General features: G+C 32.4%; 18 protein-coding genes and 1 pseudogene. 6 read left to right on the top strand and 13 right to left on the bottom strand.

The window, feature by feature from the left end; genetic code table 11:
* Positions 1–3: 3 nt before the first annotated feature.
* Complete coding sequence (locus ACKOWY_RS00630; RefSeq protein ID WP_408939508.1) at positions 4–609, bottom strand: flavin reductase family protein; 606 nt, start codon at positions 607–609, stop codon at positions 4–6.
* 116 nt (positions 610–725) lie between these two features.
* The gene (locus ACKOWY_RS00625) at positions 726–2,501 is read right to left on the bottom strand and encodes an AMP-dependent synthetase/ligase (RefSeq protein ID WP_408939507.1); all 1,776 of its coding nucleotides are present in this window, start codon (positions 2,499–2,501) and stop codon (positions 726–728) included.
* A 117-nt stretch (positions 2,502–2,618) separates the two neighbouring features.
* On the opposite strand from ACKOWY_RS00625, the gene ACKOWY_RS00620 reads away from it, so the two are divergent.
* Positions 2,619–3,200, top strand: a complete 582-nt coding sequence (locus tag ACKOWY_RS00620; protein ID WP_408939506.1) for a dual specificity protein phosphatase family protein — start codon at positions 2,619–2,621, stop codon at positions 3,198–3,200.
* A gap of 275 nt (positions 3,201–3,475) precedes the next feature.
* On the opposite strand, the gene ACKOWY_RS00615 is transcribed toward ACKOWY_RS00620, so the two are convergent.
* Entirely contained in the window at positions 3,476–4,138 is a 663-nt protein-coding gene (locus ACKOWY_RS00615) for a spermidine synthase (RefSeq protein WP_408939505.1), read from the bottom strand.
* Between the two features lie 57 nt (positions 4,139–4,195).
* Here ACKOWY_RS00615 and ACKOWY_RS00610 point away from each other — a divergent pair, with 57 nt between their 5' ends.
* The 4 genes from ACKOWY_RS00610 (at position 4,196) to ACKOWY_RS00595 (ending at position 7,040) form a co-directional block, all read left to right on the top strand.
* Positions 4,196–4,750 carry a 1-acyl-sn-glycerol-3-phosphate acyltransferase gene (locus ACKOWY_RS00610; RefSeq protein ID WP_408939504.1) on the top strand — a complete coding sequence of 185 codons (555 nt, stop codon included), beginning with the start codon at positions 4,196–4,198 and terminating at the stop codon, positions 4,748–4,750.
* 5 nt (positions 4,751–4,755) lie between these two features.
* Complete coding sequence (locus ACKOWY_RS00605) at positions 4,756–5,895, top strand: M14 metallopeptidase family protein (RefSeq protein ID WP_408939503.1); 1,140 nt, start codon at positions 4,756–4,758, stop codon at positions 5,893–5,895.
* Positions 5,896–5,959: 64 nt separating this feature from the next.
* Positions 5,960–6,439 carry an Lrp/AsnC family transcriptional regulator gene (locus ACKOWY_RS00600; protein WP_408939502.1) on the top strand — a complete coding sequence of 160 codons (480 nt, stop codon included), beginning with the start codon at positions 5,960–5,962 and terminating at the stop codon, positions 6,437–6,439.
* 82 nt (positions 6,440–6,521) lie between these two features.
* The gene (locus tag ACKOWY_RS00595; protein ID WP_408939501.1) at positions 6,522–7,040 is read left to right on the top strand and encodes a DinB family protein; all 519 of its coding nucleotides are present in this window, start codon (positions 6,522–6,524) and stop codon (positions 7,038–7,040) included.
* Between the two features lie 49 nt (positions 7,041–7,089).
* On the opposite strand, the gene ACKOWY_RS00590 is transcribed toward ACKOWY_RS00595, so the two are convergent.
* The 5 genes from ACKOWY_RS00590 to aroB form a co-directional block, all read right to left on the bottom strand.
* The gene (locus tag ACKOWY_RS00590; RefSeq protein WP_408939500.1) at positions 7,090–7,491 is read right to left on the bottom strand and encodes a DNA primase; all 402 of its coding nucleotides are present in this window, start codon (positions 7,489–7,491) and stop codon (positions 7,090–7,092) included.
* A gap of 10 nt (positions 7,492–7,501) precedes the next feature.
* Complete coding sequence (locus ACKOWY_RS00585) at positions 7,502–8,476, bottom strand: deoxyhypusine synthase family protein (protein WP_408939499.1); 975 nt, start codon at positions 8,474–8,476, stop codon at positions 7,502–7,504.
* A 186-nt stretch (positions 8,477–8,662) separates the two neighbouring features.
* Positions 8,663–10,069: an arginine decarboxylase gene (locus tag ACKOWY_RS00580; protein WP_408939498.1), complete on the bottom strand. Its 1,407-nt coding sequence runs from the start codon at positions 10,067–10,069 to the stop codon at positions 8,663–8,665.
* A 53-nt stretch (positions 10,070–10,122) separates the two neighbouring features.
* Complete coding sequence (locus tag ACKOWY_RS00575; RefSeq protein ID WP_408939497.1) at positions 10,123–10,299, bottom strand: hypothetical protein; 177 nt, start codon at positions 10,297–10,299, stop codon at positions 10,123–10,125.
* 57 nt (positions 10,300–10,356) lie between these two features.
* Positions 10,357–11,418 (bottom strand): 3-dehydroquinate synthase, encoded by a 1,062-nt coding sequence (gene aroB / locus ACKOWY_RS00570; RefSeq protein WP_408939496.1) that lies wholly within the window; start codon positions 11,416–11,418, stop codon positions 10,357–10,359.
* A 91-nt stretch (positions 11,419–11,509) separates the two neighbouring features.
* Here aroB and ACKOWY_RS00565 point away from each other — a divergent pair, with 91 nt between their 5' ends.
* Positions 11,510–12,679: a proline dehydrogenase family protein gene (locus ACKOWY_RS00565; protein ID WP_408939495.1), complete on the top strand. Its 1,170-nt coding sequence runs from the start codon at positions 11,510–11,512 to the stop codon at positions 12,677–12,679.
* Positions 12,680–12,681: 2 nt separating this feature from the next.
* On the opposite strand, the gene ACKOWY_RS00560 is transcribed toward ACKOWY_RS00565, so the two are convergent.
* The 5 genes and pseudogenes from ACKOWY_RS00560 to ACKOWY_RS00540 form a co-directional block, all read right to left on the bottom strand.
* Positions 12,682–14,466 carry an ABC transporter ATP-binding protein gene (locus tag ACKOWY_RS00560; RefSeq protein WP_408939494.1) on the bottom strand — a complete coding sequence of 595 codons (1,785 nt, stop codon included), beginning with the start codon at positions 14,464–14,466 and terminating at the stop codon, positions 12,682–12,684.
* Positions 14,467–14,551: 85 nt separating this feature from the next.
* Positions 14,552–15,268, bottom strand: coding sequence for a YebC/PmpR family DNA-binding transcriptional regulator (locus ACKOWY_RS00555; RefSeq protein ID WP_408939493.1), 717 nt, complete (start codon positions 15,266–15,268; stop codon positions 14,552–14,554).
* A gap of 71 nt (positions 15,269–15,339) precedes the next feature.
* Positions 15,340–16,425, bottom strand: coding sequence for a glycine cleavage system aminomethyltransferase GcvT (gene gcvT, locus ACKOWY_RS00550; protein ID WP_408939492.1), 1,086 nt, complete (start codon positions 16,423–16,425; stop codon positions 15,340–15,342).
* Between the two features lie 61 nt (positions 16,426–16,486).
* Positions 16,487–17,788 carry a cryptochrome/photolyase family protein gene (locus tag ACKOWY_RS00545; protein ID WP_408939491.1) on the bottom strand — a complete coding sequence of 434 codons (1,302 nt, stop codon included), beginning with the start codon at positions 17,786–17,788 and terminating at the stop codon, positions 16,487–16,489.
* Positions 17,781–18,185 (bottom strand): annotated as a pseudogene (locus ACKOWY_RS00540) (SDR family NAD(P)-dependent oxidoreductase); the annotation flags it as partial. The gene ACKOWY_RS00545 and the pseudogene ACKOWY_RS00540, both read right to left, overlap by 8 nt.
* Between the last annotated feature and the right edge of the window lie 116 nt (positions 18,186–18,301).

Below are 18,301 nucleotides of genomic sequence, written 5' to 3'. Positions count from 1 at the left end.
ATTTTAATTTCTTTTAACAGAAAAAATTTCTCCTATTTTACTGTAATTGGAGCCTGCTAAACGCGCAATTGGTTTATAGGTTTCCAAATTTATTTTATAATCATCAAGTAGCACAGAATCATCATAATGCATGTGAATTATTCTACCAATAAGCACGCATGCACCCCCTTGTTTGTGGTCTTCTAAAAAATAATGGTGTGTCAATTCACATTCTAAATGTATCGGACTTTCTTTAACACGCTTTGGTTTTACTGCAATAGATGGTACAGGAGTTACGCCAACCAACTCAAATTCATCAACATCAGGGGTAACCGATTGTGCTGTAGCATTCATTTGTTCAACGAGCGTTTCGGTGACCATATTTACCACAAATTGTTTGTTGATTAAAATGTTGTTTAAAGTGTCTTTATTGGAATTGGCATCTCTGCGCGTAGAGAACATAATATGAGGCGGGTCATCTCCAACCATATTAAAATATGAAAATGGAGCAAGGTTATTAATGCCATTTTCATCCACAGTGGAAACCCAAGCAATGGGTCTGGGAATTATGGTTCCGGTGAGCAATTTATAAATTGCTTTGGTTTCTAAGGTTTCAGGATTAAATTCCATTCTTCATTGTATTTGTACAAATTAAAGATATTTTTTGGAATTTTTTTAGCTGATTTGCAATTTATATGCAATAAAAATTGATAATTAGTATTTTATTTTTTTAAAAATAAAACGTTCTAAGAATTATAAATTTTGTTGTACAACTGAATGTATTTTTCTTTAATAATTTTTCGTTTCAATTTTAAGGTAGGAGTAAGTTCACCACCATCAATGCTCCATACATTTGGAGTCAATTCAAATCGTTTAACTTTCTCCCAATTACCGAATTTCTCATTGTAGAAATCAACTTCTTCTTGAATTTTTTGAATCACATTGAAATTTGAAATTAAATCTTCATTAGAATCTCCAATTGCAATCCCTTCATTTTCTGCCCATGTTCTAATGTAGCCAAAGTTAGGCTGAATAAAGGCTCCTGGCATTTTTTCACCATCTCCAATAACCATAATTTGCTCAATGAAAAGGGATTGTTTTATTGTGTTTTCAATATTTTGAGGAGCGATATATTTTCCTCCCGATGTTTTAAATATTTCTTTTTTACGATCGGTTATTTTTAAGAAACCTTCCGAATCTATTTCACCTATATCACCCGTATGAAAATAGCCGTCAACAATAACTTCATTGGTTAATTTTTCATCTTTAAAATATCCCATCATAACATTCGATCCTTTGCAAAGTATTTCTCCGTCACTTGCAATTTTAATTTCAACATTTTGTATTGCTTTACCAACGGTTCCAATCTTAAATAATCTGTTTCTTTTATCGTTTACAGTGATTACCGGAGATGTCTCGGTTAACCCATAACCTTCCATAACAGGCATTTCAGCAGCAGCAAATACTCTTGTCAGTCTTTGTTGTAAAGCAGCACTACCCGAAACCAATACGTTTAGATTTCCTCCAAGACCTGCTTTCCATTTGCTAAAAATTAATTTACGAGCTAATTTCAATTGCAATTCATACCAAATTCCATTGGCTCCATAAGGTTCGTATCTCAAGCCTAAATTAACTGCCCAAAAGAATAATTTTCTTTTAATACCAGTTAAGGCAGATCCTTTTTCAATTATTCTATCGTACACTTTTTCTAATAATCTAGGAACTACTGAGAACACAGTAGGTTTTACTTCTGCAATGTTTTCTGAAAGTTTGTCAATGCTTTCGGCAAAATATATAGAAACTGAATAATATTGATAGATGTATAAAATGACTCTTTCAAAAATATGACAAATAGGCAAAAAGCTTAGCGCAACACTGGTTCCTTCTTCAAATGGAATTCTAGGCGAACTGTCTAAAACATTGGAAACAATATTATGGTGCGATAGCATAACGCCTTTAGGTTTTCCCGTTGTTCCAGATGTGTAGATTATCGTTGCTAATTCTTCTGGCTTTACATTTTCTTTGCGATCTTCAACTTCATTTTGATTTGATGTATCTTCACCTAATTCTAATAATTCAGTCCAAGACTTACAACCATTAATGTTGTTAAAGGAATATACCTCTTTTAAATTGGGAACATTTTGCTTAATGGAGTTTACCTTATTTAATACTTCCTCATCCGATACAAAACAATAACTGGATTCACTATGCACAAGAATATATTCGTAATCTTCTGCGGTTATGGTTGGATATATGGGCACAGTTTGAGCTCCAGTTTGAAGAACTCCAATATCCATAATATTCCATTCTGTTCTATTATTGGAAGAAATTATAGCAATTTTATCATTTTTCGCTACCCCGAGTCGAAGCAATGCTCTTGAAATTGCATTTGCTTTATTGATATATTCTTGAGTGGATGTTTCTACCCATTTTCCATCGTATTTAGTAACTAAACAGTTTTTTATGTTGTTTTTTTGTAATTGATAATAGGGAAAATCGAAAAGTCGGGTAATGTTTGTCATTCTATAAGGTATGGTAATTTTATGCAAATTAATTAATAATAAATTTATTATCATTATAATTTTAATTAATCTTATAGTATTTAGTAGTTTTGCAAAATAGAACAGCTATAAATTCAAATGAGTATCAAAAAAAAAATAGTAGTTGCAGTACTTATCATTGCATTGATTTTTACCGGGAAATATGTTTATGACCGACATATTAATCATAATTTTATGACTATAACTGAAGGTAAAGTTTATAAAAGTGGTGTGATTCCGCCCGATGAGATTGAAAGTTATGTTAAAAAATACCACATTAAATCAATAATTGATTTACGATTTCCTGGAACTGGAGATGATGTAAATAATCCAGAAATCCCAGCAGAATTAACCGCCGAAAAAGATGCGGTTGCAAAAATCCCAGGGGTTCACTATTTTAATAATGGATCGGATCAAATTCCGAATCAAAAAAACTTAGATGTATTTTTTAAAATCATGGATGATCAATCAAATTATCCTGTTTTGATTCATTGTTATCACGGAATTGGTAGAGCGCAATTGTATTCGGCAATTTATAGAATAGAGTATGAAGGTTTTTCAAATGAAGAAGCGCGAAGTAAAGCCGCATTTCCTGTTTTATTTAGTTCGTTTGATGATGGAAAACCAAAAGGAGAATACCTTAAAGCTTATAAAACTAGAAAGCAATTGTCTAAAAAATAGGAATTTATTAATCTAATATAATTATGAAACACTATCTCTGATAGTGTTTTTTTTATTTAAATAATCTTCAATATGTAATTTATGTAAAAGAAATTATTTTTCATGTAATATTTATTGTTTCCAAACCTTGCAAATTTGTAATATCAAAATGGTTGATATGATTCACTATACTATTGGCTTGGTTATATGGGCAGCGTAGAGTTTACGGAAGACTACGAATACAGGTAAGAGTCAATTCAAGCACAGAAATATTCTTTCTGTGCTTTTTTTTGTATTTAGCTCAATTTTTTTATAGTGAATAGCTCGTTGTGTACTTCCACTTTTGGATACATTCTGAGGGAATAATTTTCGTCGAAATTTTTTCTGTAGTCTAGATTTCGAATTCTGTTTTTCTCATTAATCACCATGGTATTGAATAAAATAAATCCGTTGGTATTTAATATTTTATTTACTCTTTGCGTAAAATGAGGTTCAAATAAAAAGCTAGGCATGGTAGTGTCTTGAAACACATCAATAATAATTAAATCAAAATTATCTTTAGATTTTAAAACAAATTCAAAAGCATCTCCAATTACTATTTCTAAGTTTTTTATCTCATTAATTTTAAAATAGGTATTAGCTATTTCAATGATTTCAGGATCTAATTCAACCCCTATAATTTTTCCGCTAAACTTAATGTCCTCAACTAAAGTTTTTATTACACTTCCTCCAGCAACTCCTAAGACTAATACTTTTTCAAATTTTCTTATACGTTCGTACCCAATATATTTTAATCCTTTTTTTAAAATTCGCTGCAAACTCCCGTAAGAATAATTGGTGTTTTTTGAATCAATTACAAGCTCACCGTTATTCCAAGTTACTTCAATTGAGTTACTTACAGAAGATTTCTTCTTAATCACATTAATAGGAAGAAAATAACTTAAGAATTTGGCGATCATTTTTATATTTTTCTCAAAAATAGCAGAATAATATTAAATTTACACAAAATAATTCAAATGAAAAAACGACTATACAGTTTTATTTTTTACAAGTTATTGGGTTGGAAGTTAATCGGAAATTTTGATCCTAAAATTAAAAAATGTGTTTTCATTGTGATTCCACATACCAGTAATTTGGATTTTTTTATTGCCTTATTGATTCGCGGTATATTGGATATCGAAATCAATTTTGTTGGAAAAAAAGAACTGTTTATTTTTCCTTTTGGTTATTATTTTAGGGCAGTTGGTGGTGCGCCATTAGATCGAAGTGGAGGAAAAAATAATGTTGATGCTTCCGCAGAAGTATTTGCAAAACAGGATGTGTTTCGATTGGCACTTTCTCCAGAAGGGACTAGAAAAAAGGTAAAGGAATTGCGAACAGGTTTTTACTATATTGCATTAAAGGCAAATGTTCCTATAATTCCAGTCGCTTTTGATTTTGGAAAAAAAGAAGTTAAAATAGGTCAGTTATTGACGCCAACAGGCAATTATGAAGAGGACATGAAATTGATATTGCCTTTTTATAAAGGAGTGGTTGGCAAAATAGTAGAACAAAGTTTTATCGTTGAATAAGTAATATGGATTATATTGAATTACATAAGCAGTACAAGGAAAACTCTTTGTTTGGGAGGTACATTACCTTGCGAGATATTGAGCCTATATTAAATAAGTATTCTATTGAAGTAGTTGGAAAATCAGTTTTAGAGAAGCCGATTTATCAATTTCTTGTTGGTTCTGGGAAAACTAAAGTTTTCATGTGGTCTCAAATGCACGGAAACGAAAGTACCACTACCAAGGCAGTTTTTGATTTTATTAATCTGTTACATTCAGATGAGAAAATTGGAATTGAATTACGAAAACAATTTACATTTTGTATTCTACCAATGGTAAATCCTGATGGAGCGGAAGTTTATACTCGTGAGAATGCAAATAATATAGATTTAAATCGGGATTCGGTTGATTTATCCCAACCTGAAAGTAGAATATTACGAAAAGTATTTGATTCTTTTAAGCCTAATTTTTGTTTTAATTTACACGATCAAAGAACAATATATGGTGCTGGAAACGATGGGAATCCTGCGACTGTTTCTTTTTTGGCCCCTTCATATAATGAAGCTAGAGAGGTTAATGGTGTTCGAGCTAAAGCAATGCAAGTAATTGTGGCCATGAATAAAGAGTTGCAAATACACATTCCGGGGCAAGTTGCTCTTTTTGATGACGGATTTAATCCGAATTGCATTGGTGATCAATTTACTTCACAGGGTGTTCCCACAATTTTATTTGAAGCGGGGCATTTTCAAAGTGATTATTATAGAGAATTTACACGAAAAATGATTTTCATTTCATTGATTTCGGGATTGCAACATATTTACGAAATCGATATAGTTGATGATAATTATGCAGAATATTTCCAAATAGCTAAAAATAATGCTGTATTTTATGATTTTCTTTATAAAAATGTCAAAATAAATTATGATGGTAAAAAAATTATTGCGAATTTTGCTGCACAGTTTAAGGAAGAGCTTATTGATGGCAAACTCCAATTTAATGCTTACGTAGTTGAAATTGGAGATTTAAAAGGGAAATTTGGTCATTATGAATACAATGCACACAAAATGTTGTATGAAGATGGTGAAGGAAATTATCCGAAAATAGATCAAAAAGCTAACTTTACTTTGGGTAAAGTAATAAAATTTGAAAACGGAATTAAGAAGTAATCAATTTCCTTTCAGAATTATTTAATTGAACTGATAATTTTTTTATTAATATAAATTTATAGTTATGAGTAAGTTCCGATTAGATGAAGTGGATCATCAAATTTTAGACATGTTGATTGATAATACCAGAATTCCTTTTACGGATATTGCAAAAAAATTATTAATTTCTGCAGGGACAGTTCACGTAAGAGTTAAAAAAATGGAAGATGCAGGAATCATTATGGGTTCTTCATTAACTTTAGATTATGAAAAGCTTGGGTATTCTTTCATTGCTTATGTAGGTGTTTTCTTAAATAACACTTCTCAAACAAAATTTGTTTTAGAAAGAATTAGTGAAATTCCTTTTGTAACGGTTGCTCATGTAACTACAGGAAAGTTTAATATTTTCTGTAAGATTCGTGCAAAAGACACAAAACATGCAAAAGAAGTTATTTTTATGATAGATGATATTGAAGGAGTATACAGAACAGAAACAATGATATCATTAGATGAAAGCATTAATGATAAAAAACGTCTTATGCACACCATTTTCAAAGACATTTAATAATTCAATATGATAAAATAAAACCTCAAGAATTTCTTGAGGTTTTTTATTTAATTTTATTTATTTGCTAAAAAAAAACAAAATGAAGATACATGATGTCAATCCGAATGAATACGGTACTTATCAATACAACTATATAAAACTTGTATCTGACGAATATACACTAGTTGAAGAGTTGGAAATTTCATTACATCGCTTTATCAAATTTGTACAAGATATTCCCATGGATAAATTTGATTATAGTTATACTGAGGGAAAATGGACAATAAAAGATATTATACAACACATTATTGATGCAGAAAGGGTTTTTGCATACCGAGCTTTACGATTTGCCCGAAATGATTCAACCGAATTGCCAGGATACGAAGAAGATGATTTTGCTAAATATGCTAACGGATCTAGAAGAAGTATTATGGAATTATTAAATGAAATGTCTGCTGTTCGCTATGCCACATTGAGTTTGTTTAAATCCTTTGATGCAGAGCAGTTAAGCAGAATTGGAATTGCTTCAAATAATCCAATGTCAGTGCGAGCTGCTGGGTTTTTTATTATTGGTCATCAAAATCACCATCAGCAAGTATTTTCTGAACGGTATTTATAAATTAACTATAAAAAAAACCTCAAGGAAACTTGAGGTTTTTTTATTATTATTATTCGTCTTCGTCTTCAAAATTATCGGAAGTTTCAAAATCTTCTTCATCATCTTCACCGTCATCGGTTCCTCCATTATCTTTCAAAAGATCAACTTCTTCTTCATCATCACCTGGTAAATCATCATCATCAAGATCCAATCCTTTAACAGGAGTGATTGGTTCGATTACTGCATCCAAATCATCTTCCTCAAACTTCTCCATTCTGCTGGCGAGTTTGGTGCTTACTTTAACTAAATAAATTGTATCTTCAGTTCTAACTTCTACAGCTTCAATTAGTTCGTCTTTAGCATTTCTAAAACGAATAATATCAGTACTGTCATATCCATCAGGGAATTTCTCTACTAATAAGTTTAAAATGTCACCGGTTAGCTTGGCATAATCAACAATTATTCTTTTCATAAATAAGGTATTATAAATCTAATAAATAAGCAAAAATTAATGGAGCTACGATAGTTGCATCCGATTCAATAATGTATTTTGGAGTATCAATATCTAATTTACCCCATGTAATTTTTTCATTTGGAACTGCTCCAGAGTACGAACCATAACTTGTTGTCGAGTCAGAAATTTGGCAGAAATAACTCCAAAAAGGGATGTCATGCATTTCCATATCTTGGTATAACATTGGTACCACACAAATAGGAAAATCTCCAGCAATACCACCACCAATTTGAAAGAAACCAACTCCTTTTCCACCTGAATTTTTTGGATACCAATCTGCTAACCACATCATGTATTCAATACCACTTTTCATTGTTGTAGGCTTGAATTCTCCTTTAATACAATACGAAGCAAAAATATTACCCATGGTACTATCTTCCCAACCAGGAACTACAATTGGAAGGTTTTTCTCTGCTGCAGCTATCATCCAAGAATCTTTAGGGTCAATTTCATAATATTGTTCTAAAACTCCTGAATTCAACATTTGATACATAAATTCATGCGGAAAATAACGCTCTCCTTTTGAATCGGCATTATTCCAAATATCAAATAAATGTTTTTGTAATCTTCTAAATGCTTCTTCTTCAGGAATACATGTATCTGTAACTCTGTTGTAGTGATTTTCTAATAAATCCCATTCTTCTTGCGGACTTAAATCTCTGTAATTTGGAACTCTTTTGTAAGAATTGTGAGCAACCAAATTCATAATATCTTCTTCAAGATTGGCCCCTGTACATGAAATAATATGAACTTTATCTTGGCGAATCATTTCGGCAAGTGATTTACCTAACTCTGCAGTACTCATGGCACCAGCAAGTGTAATCATCATTTTTCCATTCTCCAAAAGGTGTTGTTCATATCCTTTTGCAGCATCTACTAATGCAGCAGAATTAAAATGAAGATAATTTTTTTCTAAAAACTGACTTATTGGTCCTTTACTCATTGTTATTGTTTAATTGGGTTGTAATCACTTGGGTTCAAAGAAAAACTATTTTTTTTAATATTTCAAATTTTTGATAATTAATTTTATCGCACTTTATATCCCTAAATACAAGGGTTTAAGTTGCTGATATTAAATAAATTTAAACTAATAATTTGAACTTTTAGATACGCTCTAAACAAAATTATTTTATTGTTTTTTCGTGTATCCTAATATTTTTAACACATCATCCGATGTTTGTTGCTCTGAAAATACTTCGGTTGCAAGGATTCCGTTTTCGTCTCTATCAATTAAGATGTGCTTTGGCTGCGGAATCAAACAGTGGTGTAAACCTCCAAATCCACCAATAGTTTCTTGGTAGGCTCCGGTGTTAAAAAATCCTATGTATAGTGGTTTTTCTTTATTGTATTTTGGCAAATAAATGGCATTCATGTTTTGTTCAGAATTGTAATAATCATCACTATCACAAGTCATTCCGCCAAGAAGGACTCTTTCATATGTGTCATTCCATCTATTAACGGCCAACATGATAAAACGTTTGTTAATTGCCCATGTATCGGGTAATGTTGTAATAAAAGAGCTGTCAATCATATTCCAAGCTTCTCTATCGTTTTGTTGTTTTTGATACAATACTTGATAAATAGCCCCTCCAGATTCTCCAACTGTAAAAGATCCAAATTCTGTAAAAATATTTGGAACGTCTACTTCAGCTTCATCACAAGCAATTTTAATTTGATGGATAATTTCATCAATCATGTATTGGTAATCGTATTCAAAAGCTAAAGAATTTTTAATTGGAAAACCTCCTCCAATGTTCAATCCATCAAGGGTAGGGCATTCTCTCTTTAATGCGATGTATACTTTAATACATTTAACCAATTCGTTCCAGTAATAGGCATTGTCGTTGATTCCGGTGTTGATAAAGAAGTGAAGCATTTTCAACTCTAATTTATCATTTTCTTGAATTTGTTTTTTGTAAAACTGAACAATGTTTTTGTATCCAATTCCTAAACGCGAGGTATAAAACTCAAATTTTGGTTCTTCCTCTGCAGCAATACGAATACCTATTTTAAATTTACCTTTTATTTCAGCTTGAAGTAAATCCAATTCTTCATAATTATCAATTACTGGAATCGTATTCTTGTGTCCGTTATTTATTAATCTTGCAATATTGGTTATGTATTGATCTCTTTTAAATCCATTACATATAATATAGGTGCTTTTATTAATCTTTCCATTTTCCATTAAATTTTCTACAATATTAATGTCAAATGCTGAAGAGGTTTCAATATGTATATTATTTTTAAAAGCTTCATTCATAATGTATTCAAAATGAGAGCTTTTAGTGCAATAACAATAGTAGTATTTACCTTCATATTTATTTTTCTCCATAGCATTACGGAACCAATTTTTGGCCTTTTTAATGTTGTTGGAAATTTGAGGTAAATAAGTGAACTTTAATGGAGTTCCGTATTGCTCAACTAATTTCATCAAATCAATATTGTGAAATTGAAGGGCATTATCTTTATTAAGGCTAAATTCCTCTTGAGGAAAATAGTAAGTTTGATTAATTAAGTCGAAATATTTAGTATTCATTAGGGATGGTATTAGATTAAATAAATGAAATTAAACACGGATTAATTCATTATTCAAACCCTAATATTTGCGTATGCAATTGGTAAGTCAATTGTGATGTATTCAATAATGTTAAAATTTGCAACAACATAAGAAGTTTTAGTATTGTAAATACTAGCGTTACCCTCTGGACAACTTGAAAAATTTGCATCCAGAAACAAAGGAAAACTGTTGTTTTTGTTTTTAATCATCAGCGCAAATTTATAAAATAAAATATGTCATTTGAAAAAAAAATAATTAAAAAATAATCAACTTTGATATTCTTTAAAGCTCTCTATAATTAATTCATTATCAGCAGATTGATTTAAAACTATCGCTCCGATATTTTGAATTAACGCAAATTGTACTTTACCATACTCATTTTTCTTATCGTGAATGAGTAAATTTATTATGGATTCTTGGTCTTTTTTCGAAAAAATAGGTTTTTCATAAATTGCCAAAAGTGTATTTTTTATTTCGCAATAATCTTCCTCGGAAATCAGTTTTTTCTCTTTTGAAATATAACTTTCTAAAATCATTCCAATAGCCACTGCTTCACCATGAAGTAATGGGGTGGAAGTGTCTAAAAAATGACTCTCTATAGCATGTCCTAAGGTGTGACCAAAGTTTAGTGCTTTGCGGATTCCGTTTTCGGTTGGATCCTGAGAAACGATTTCGTTTTTTATTTCAATCGAACGATGGATTAATGTATCGAAATCGTCAAAATTCAATTCATTTAAATTTTTAAACTGAAGCCAATAATTTTTATCATAGATTAATCCGTGCTTAAGCATTTCTGCTAAACCGGATTTCATTTGATTTTGAGGTAATGTTTCTAAAAAATCAGTATCAATTAAAACCAATTTTGGAGGGATAATCACTCCAATTTGATTTTTTAAATTTCCCAGATCAACTCCGTTTTTTCCACCAATTGAAGCGTCTACCATTCCTAATAGTGAAGTGGGAATATTTATAAAATCAATTCCTCTTTTAAATGTAGCAGCCACAAATCCTCCAATATCAGTAATAACACCTCCTCCAAGATTAATGACAGCACTTTTTCTATCTGCACCTAAATCGGAGAGAATGGACCAAATCTCAACACAAGTTGAAATGGTTTTCATTTCTTCGCCTGCTTCAATTTCAATAATTTCAATTGGAATCTCAACCTCTAATTTTGGTAACAGTTTTGGCAAACAAAATTCGTTGGTATGTTCGTCAACTAAAAGGAATAATTTTGAATAATTGCTGTCTGAAATCCAGGCATTAAGCATTTGATAACCCTCTTGGTTGAAATAAATAGAATATTCGCTGGCTTTTATGGATTGCATTTTCTTGTAATTTAAGGTCAAAAATAAGGTTATTTTTAATAAATATTCGCTTAACTCTAATTATATTTGTGCAATTATCACAATTTAAATAATGGATAAAATTTTCAATAATACCGAGGTTGCTTTCTCTTTAAAAAGCGATACCGAACTAGATAGAGCCTATTTTCTTTTTAAACTTATTGACAGCGAACCTCTTGTTCGTATTGGAACGGCGGTAACCAATTTTGCTATAAAGGCACACCTTCCGGTTGAAGGGCTTATTCGTGCTACCGTTTTTGATCATTTTTGTGGTGGTGTTAACGAGCAAGATTGTCTTTCTGTAGTTGATAAAATGTATACCAAAGGGGTTTCTTCCGTTTTGGATTATTCGGTGGAAGGAAAAGAAGAAGAGGCGCAGTTTGATGCTGCTTTAGAAATGACTTTAAAGACTATCGAATTTGCAAAAGAACGCAAAGCAATTCCGTTTGCAGTTTTCAAACCAACAGGTTTTGGAAGATTGGATTTGTATACCAAAGTAGGAGCGAAGTCGCCTTTAACTGATGACGAGAAAGAAGAATGGAATAAAGTAAAAGTTCGTTTTGAAAAGGTTTGCAAAACCGCTTATGATAAGGATGTTGCTTTATTGATTGATGCCGAAGAAAGTTGGATGCAAGATGCCGCTGATGAATTGGTTGAAGAAATGATGGTTCAATACAACAAAGAAAAAGTTATTGTTTTCAATACTTTGCAAATGTACCGCTGGGATCGATTGGATTATTTGAAATCACTACATGAACGAGCTAAATTACAAGGTTTTAAAATCGGGATGAAATTGGTTCGCGGTGCTTACATGGAAAAAGAAAATAAGCGTGCGGAAGAACTAGGTTATCCAACGCCAATTTGTGCTTCGAAACAAGCTACCGATGATAATTACAACGCTGCAGTAGATTATATGATGCACCATATTGAAACCATGGCAATTTTTGCGGGAACGCACAATGAAGCTAGTACGTATAAATTGTTGGAAATGTTGGCAGCAAATGGTATTGGAAAAAATGACAACCGAATTTGGTTTGGTCAGTTGTATGGAATGAGTGATAACATCAGTTATAACTTGGCTGAAAATGGATACAATGTGGCAAAATATTTACCCTTCGGACCTGTTCGTGATGTGATGCCGTATTTGATTCGAAGAGCTGAAGAAAACACTTCGGTTGCAGGACAAACTAGCAGAGAATTGAATTTACTTAAAACGGAAAGAGATAGAAGAAAGTCGAAATAAATTTAATATTCGTTGAATTGTAAGTTGCTTAAATTCTTATAGATACCGTTTTCTATTTCAAGTAACTCTTTGTGGGTTCCAGATTCTGCAATTACCCCTTCATTCAATACTAAAATAGCATCTGCATTTCTAATGGTTGCTAAACGATGGGCGATAATAATACTGGTTCTTCCTTCCATTAAGTTTTCTAAAGCTTCTTGAACTAATTTTTCACTTTCGCTATCTAAAGAGGAAGTCGCTTCATCTAGAATTAAGATACTTGGATTTTTCAATAATGCTCGGGCAATTGCAATTCGTTGGCGTTGTCCACCCGATAGTTTAATTCCGCGCTCACCAACTAAAGTATCAAATTTTTCAGGAAAACCATTAATAAAATCAAGGGCATTGGCTTGTTTGGCAGCAAGAATAATTTCTTCTTCGCTGGCAGTAGGTTTTCCGTAAGCAATGTTTTCACGAATACTTCCGCCAAATAAAATCACATCTTGAGGGACAATACTCATATTCCCACGAAGGTTCTCCAAATCATATTCATAAATATCTTTTCCATCAATTTCTATCGAACCTCCAACTATATAGTAAAATCGAAGTAAAAGTGAGGAAATAGTCGATTTACCTGCACCACTTGGCCCAACAATAGCAACCTTTTTTCCATAATTTGCAGTGAAATTAACATCTTTTAAAACCTGTACTTCAGGACGTGAAGGATAGTAAAAAGAAACATTTTTAAAGGTTACATTTCCTTGTATTTTTTCAAGATTGTCATCTGAAATTGCGTTGATTTTTTCGGGTGTTTCATCCAATAATTCAAAAACCCTCTCGGTGGCTCCAACTGCTTTTTGAATTTGTGCATACAATTCGGCAATACCGCCAAAAGAAGCACCAACAAAAGTAGAGTACAGTACAAATGAAATTAGTTGCCCAACGCTCATTTCTCCACTGATACTCAATGTTACACCATACCAAACTACGGCAACAATAGCACCAAATAAACAGAATATGATAAATGATGCAAAGTAGCCTCGGTATTTTCCACCTCTTATAGCGATTTTTACGATTTCTTGTATTTTACCTTTATATCGCGCAATTTCATACCATTCGTTAGCAAAGGCTTTAACATTACTGATTCCTTGCAATGTTTCCTCTACAATAACCTGACTTTCGGCAACTTTATCTTGTACATTTTTAGAATACTTTCTGATAAACCTTCCAAAAATTACTGCTGCCACAGCAATCACAGGAACTATTGAAAGCATCATTAATGTAAGTTTAAAACTTTGACTAGCAAGCAAAGCCACGCCACCAATAATTAAAATGAATTGTCTTAAAAACTCTGCTATGGTTGAAGTTAAGGTGTCTTGAATTTGAGTAATATCTGAACTAATTCTACTATTTAATTCACCGACTCTTTTTTGAGAAAAGAATGTCATGGGTAACTTTACTAAATTACTGTATAATGCCAAGCGGATATTAGCCAAAGTATGTTCGGTGAAATTGACAAATAAAGAAAGTCGGAAGAAAGAAAAAAACGATTGTAAGAATAAAATACCTACTAAAATTAAGGCAATAGAATTCGCTTCAGAAGTATCTTTGTTTTTAACACAATCTACCAACATCCCCATTAACTTTGGAAAGGCTAGGGCAGTGCAGCCGGTCATTAATAAGAAAAACAATCCTAAGTAAAACTTCCATTTATGGTTATCAGCATACTTAAAAATTAAAAGTGCTTTACTTAATGAACTGCTGTTAATTTTTGCTTTTGGCAAATCGTTTTCTACAAATCGAGCCATATTATTTCTTCAAATTTAATATTAAATATAAGAAAAAACTCCGCTTTGTTTACACAAAACGGAGTTAATTATATTGGAATAACTTTTATTCTGATTCGTCCATGGTGTGATACACATTCATCACATCATCGTCTTCTTCAATTTTTTCAATCAATTTCTCTACATCTGCAATTTCAGCTTCGCTTAGTTTTTTTGTGATTTGTGGAATTCTCTCAAATCCAGAAGATAAAATTTCAATTCCGCGGTTTTCTAATTCTTTTTGAATTGCACCAAAACTTTCAAAAGGAGCATAAATTAAGATTCCGTCTTCATCTGCAAAAATTTCTTCGGCACCAAAATCAATGAATTCTAATTCTAATTCTTCAATATCGATATTATTATTTGGAATTCGGAAATTACAAGTATGATCAAACATAAATTCAACCGAACCTTGAGTTCCTAAGGTTCCATTGCATTTATTGAAATAACTTCTAATATTAGCAACGGTACGATTATTATTATCGGTAGCGGTTTCAATTAAAAGTGCAATTCCGTGAGGAGCATAGCCTTCAAATAATACTTCTTTATAGTTTGCAGTATCTTTATCGGTAGCTTTTTTAATAGCTCTTTCAACATTCTCTTTTGGCATGTTTGCCGCTTTGGCATTTTGAATAACCGCTCTTAATCTTGCGTTACCTTCAGGATTTGGTCCGCCTTCTTTCACGGCCATTACAATGTCTTTACCAATACGAGTAAATGCTTTGGCCATTGCTGCCCAACGCTTCATTTTTCTACCTTTTCTAAATTCGAATGCTCTTCCCATTTCTAAGAATATTTTGTATAATTTTTTATCGGTTGCAAAAGTAATTCTTTCGTTTATATAACAAAAGAAAGTTATGCTTTTTTGTAAAATGGCATTTTAACTACTTTAGCTGCTACTTTATTATTTCTAATTTGAATATAAATTTCGCTATCTACTGAAGCAAATTCGGTTTTTACATATCCCATTCCAATTCCTTTTCCTAAGCTTGGCGCCATAGTTCCCGAAGTTACAATTCCGATAGTGTTTCCGTTAGAATCTACAATTTCGTAGTCGTGACGCGGAATTCCTCTTTCGATTAATTCAAAACCAACTAATTTCTTAGAAACGCCCGCTTCTTTTTGGGCTTTTAAATTTGCCGAATTTGTAAATTCTTTATCAAATTTTGTAATCCATCCCAAACCAGCTTCAATAGGAGAGGTGGTGTCGTTGATGTCATTTCCATATAAACAGAATCCCATTTCTAATCGTAAAGTATCTCTAGCTGCTAATCCAATAGGTTTAATTCCAAATGAAGCGCCTGCTTCAAATACTTTATTCCAGATTGTTTCGGCATCTTCATTTTTGAAATAAATCTCAAATCCCCCTGAACCTGTGTAACCAGTTGCAGAAATAATTACATTGGAAACTCCAGCAAAATCTCCTATTTGGAAGGAGTAATAGGCCATATTAGCCAAATCAATATTAGTTAAACTTTGCATTGCCGCCGCCGCTTTAGGCCCTTGGATTGCTAATAAAGAATACGCATCAGAAGCATTGGTCATGTTTACGCCTAAATCATTGTGAGAAGAAATCCAATTCCAATCTTTTTCAATATTCGAAGCATTAACTACTAACATATAATCGTTGTCGGCAATTTTATAAACGATTAAGTCGTCTACAATTCCGCCTTCATTATTCGGTAAACAAGAATATTGCGCTTTACCATCAACTAATTTAGATGCATCATTTGAAGTTACTTTTTGAATTAATGCCAAAGCATTTTCTCCTTTTAAGAAGAATTCGCCCATGTGTGAAACATCAAAAACCCCTACGGAAGTTCTAACAGTTTCGTGTTCTGCATTTACTCCTTCGTATTGAACAGGCATATTAAAACCTGCAAAAGGAACCATTTTTGCACCTAAATTTTCGTGTATGTGAGATAAAGCGGTATTTTTCATTGTATGGTTTGTTTGTTTTAAAGATGCAAAATTACTATTTTTTTAGTAAATTTGAATCGTTTTAGCCTACAGAATTTTTGTAAACTCGCAAGCATTTTTCTCTTGCTTCTTTATGATCTACAATTGGGTTTGGATAGCTTGAAGTATCAATTTCCGGAATCCATTTTTTGATGTAAATTAAATCTTTGTCAAACTTTTTAATTTGTTCGGTAGGATTGAAAATTCTAAAATAGGGAGCTGCATCTACACCGCTACCCGAAGCCCATTGCCAATTACCAACATTACTAGCTTGTTCGTAATCTAAAAGTTTGGTTGCAAAATAAGTTTCTCCCCAACGCCAATCAATAAGTAAATGCTTGCATAAAAAACTTGCCGTAATCATTCGAACGCGATTGTGCATGTGCCCAGTAGCATTTAATTCTCGCATTCCTGCATCTACAAAAGGATATCCTGTTTTTCCCTCACACCATTTTTGAAACAACTCTTCGTTATTGTCCCATTGGATAGCATCGTATTTAGGTTTAAAGCTTGATTTGGCTGTATGTGGAAAATGCCATAAAATTTGCATAAAAAATTCCCTCCAAATTAACTCTTTAAGAAAAGTTTTATTCTTGCTTTGAAGAGCTAAAGCAACCATCTTCCGTATTGAAACAGCACCAAATCGCAAATAAATTCCGAGATAAGACGTTTTATTTAATGCCGGAAAGTTGCGTGTAGCTTCGTAGTTATCAATCAAATTGGAAGAAATATCAAAAGGAGTAACTTGAATCGTTGAAGGAGTGAAGCCAATGTTTTCCAACTTCAAAAAAGGATAATTATGAACTGCAATGTTTGAAATTAATTCTTCAGAATTATAGGAATTCAGCTTTATTTTATTGAAATGATCCAGCCATTTGTTGCTGTAAGGAGTATAAACCACATAGGGATTGCCATCGTCTTTTACAACCTCACTTTTTTCAAAAATTACTTGATCTTTACTGGTCTTGAACTCGATGTTGTTTTCTTTAAAAAGTTGGAATAATTCCAAATCTCTTTTTCGAGCATAAGGTTCGTAATCGTGGTTTGTGTAAATCGCTTTAATTTCGTTTTCTGAAATTAATTTTTGAAACACTACTTGGGGCGTTCCGTGAAATACAGCTAACGATTTTCCTGCTTTAGAAAGCTCTAATTGAATTTTTTCTAGTTGTTGGTGAATGAAAGTGACTCTAGCGTCATTTTTTGGTAATTGAGATAAGATACTTTCATCAAAAATAAAAATAGGTAAAACAGGTAGTTCACCTTTTAAGGCATGAAATAATCCAACATTGTCTTCTAATCGTAAATCACGACGAAACCAAAATATATTTTTTGTTTTTTTATCCATTAACTAATAAAGTTGACATTCCGCCGTCTACGTGAAAAATTTGCCCCGATATCCAACTGCTTTTTTCGCTCAATAAAAAACAAGCCATTTGTGCCATGTCTTCGCTTGTTCCAACTTTTTTTAGTGGATGTCTTTCAGCTGATTTTTCTTTTTTCAAATCCGAATTTAAAAACTTATCAGCTAGTGGCGTGTCGGTTAACGAGGGTGCAATAACATTAACTCTAATTTTTGGCGCATATTCTGCTGCTAATGCTTTTGCAAATCCTTCAATGGCTCCTTTCGCAGCGGCAATGCTGGTGTGAAAAGGCATACCCATACTGGCTGCTACCGAACTAAACAATACAATACTCGATTGATTGGAAGCTGATAAATTGGGTAAAACGGTTTGAATTACTTTCATCGCCGCCACCTACGCCACGGACAGCCCGGACTGGAGCGACAGCGATGGCGACTCCCTGCCCAATTTCGCCGACCCCTACCCCTACGACCCGACGAACAACACCACGGTGTGGA

The sequence above is a fragment of the Flavobacterium sp. genome, assembly GCF_046073885.1.
Lineage (GTDB): Bacteria > Bacteroidota > Bacteroidia > Flavobacteriales > Flavobacteriaceae > Flavobacterium.
This window is presented reverse-complemented; position numbering and strand designations above follow the sequence as displayed.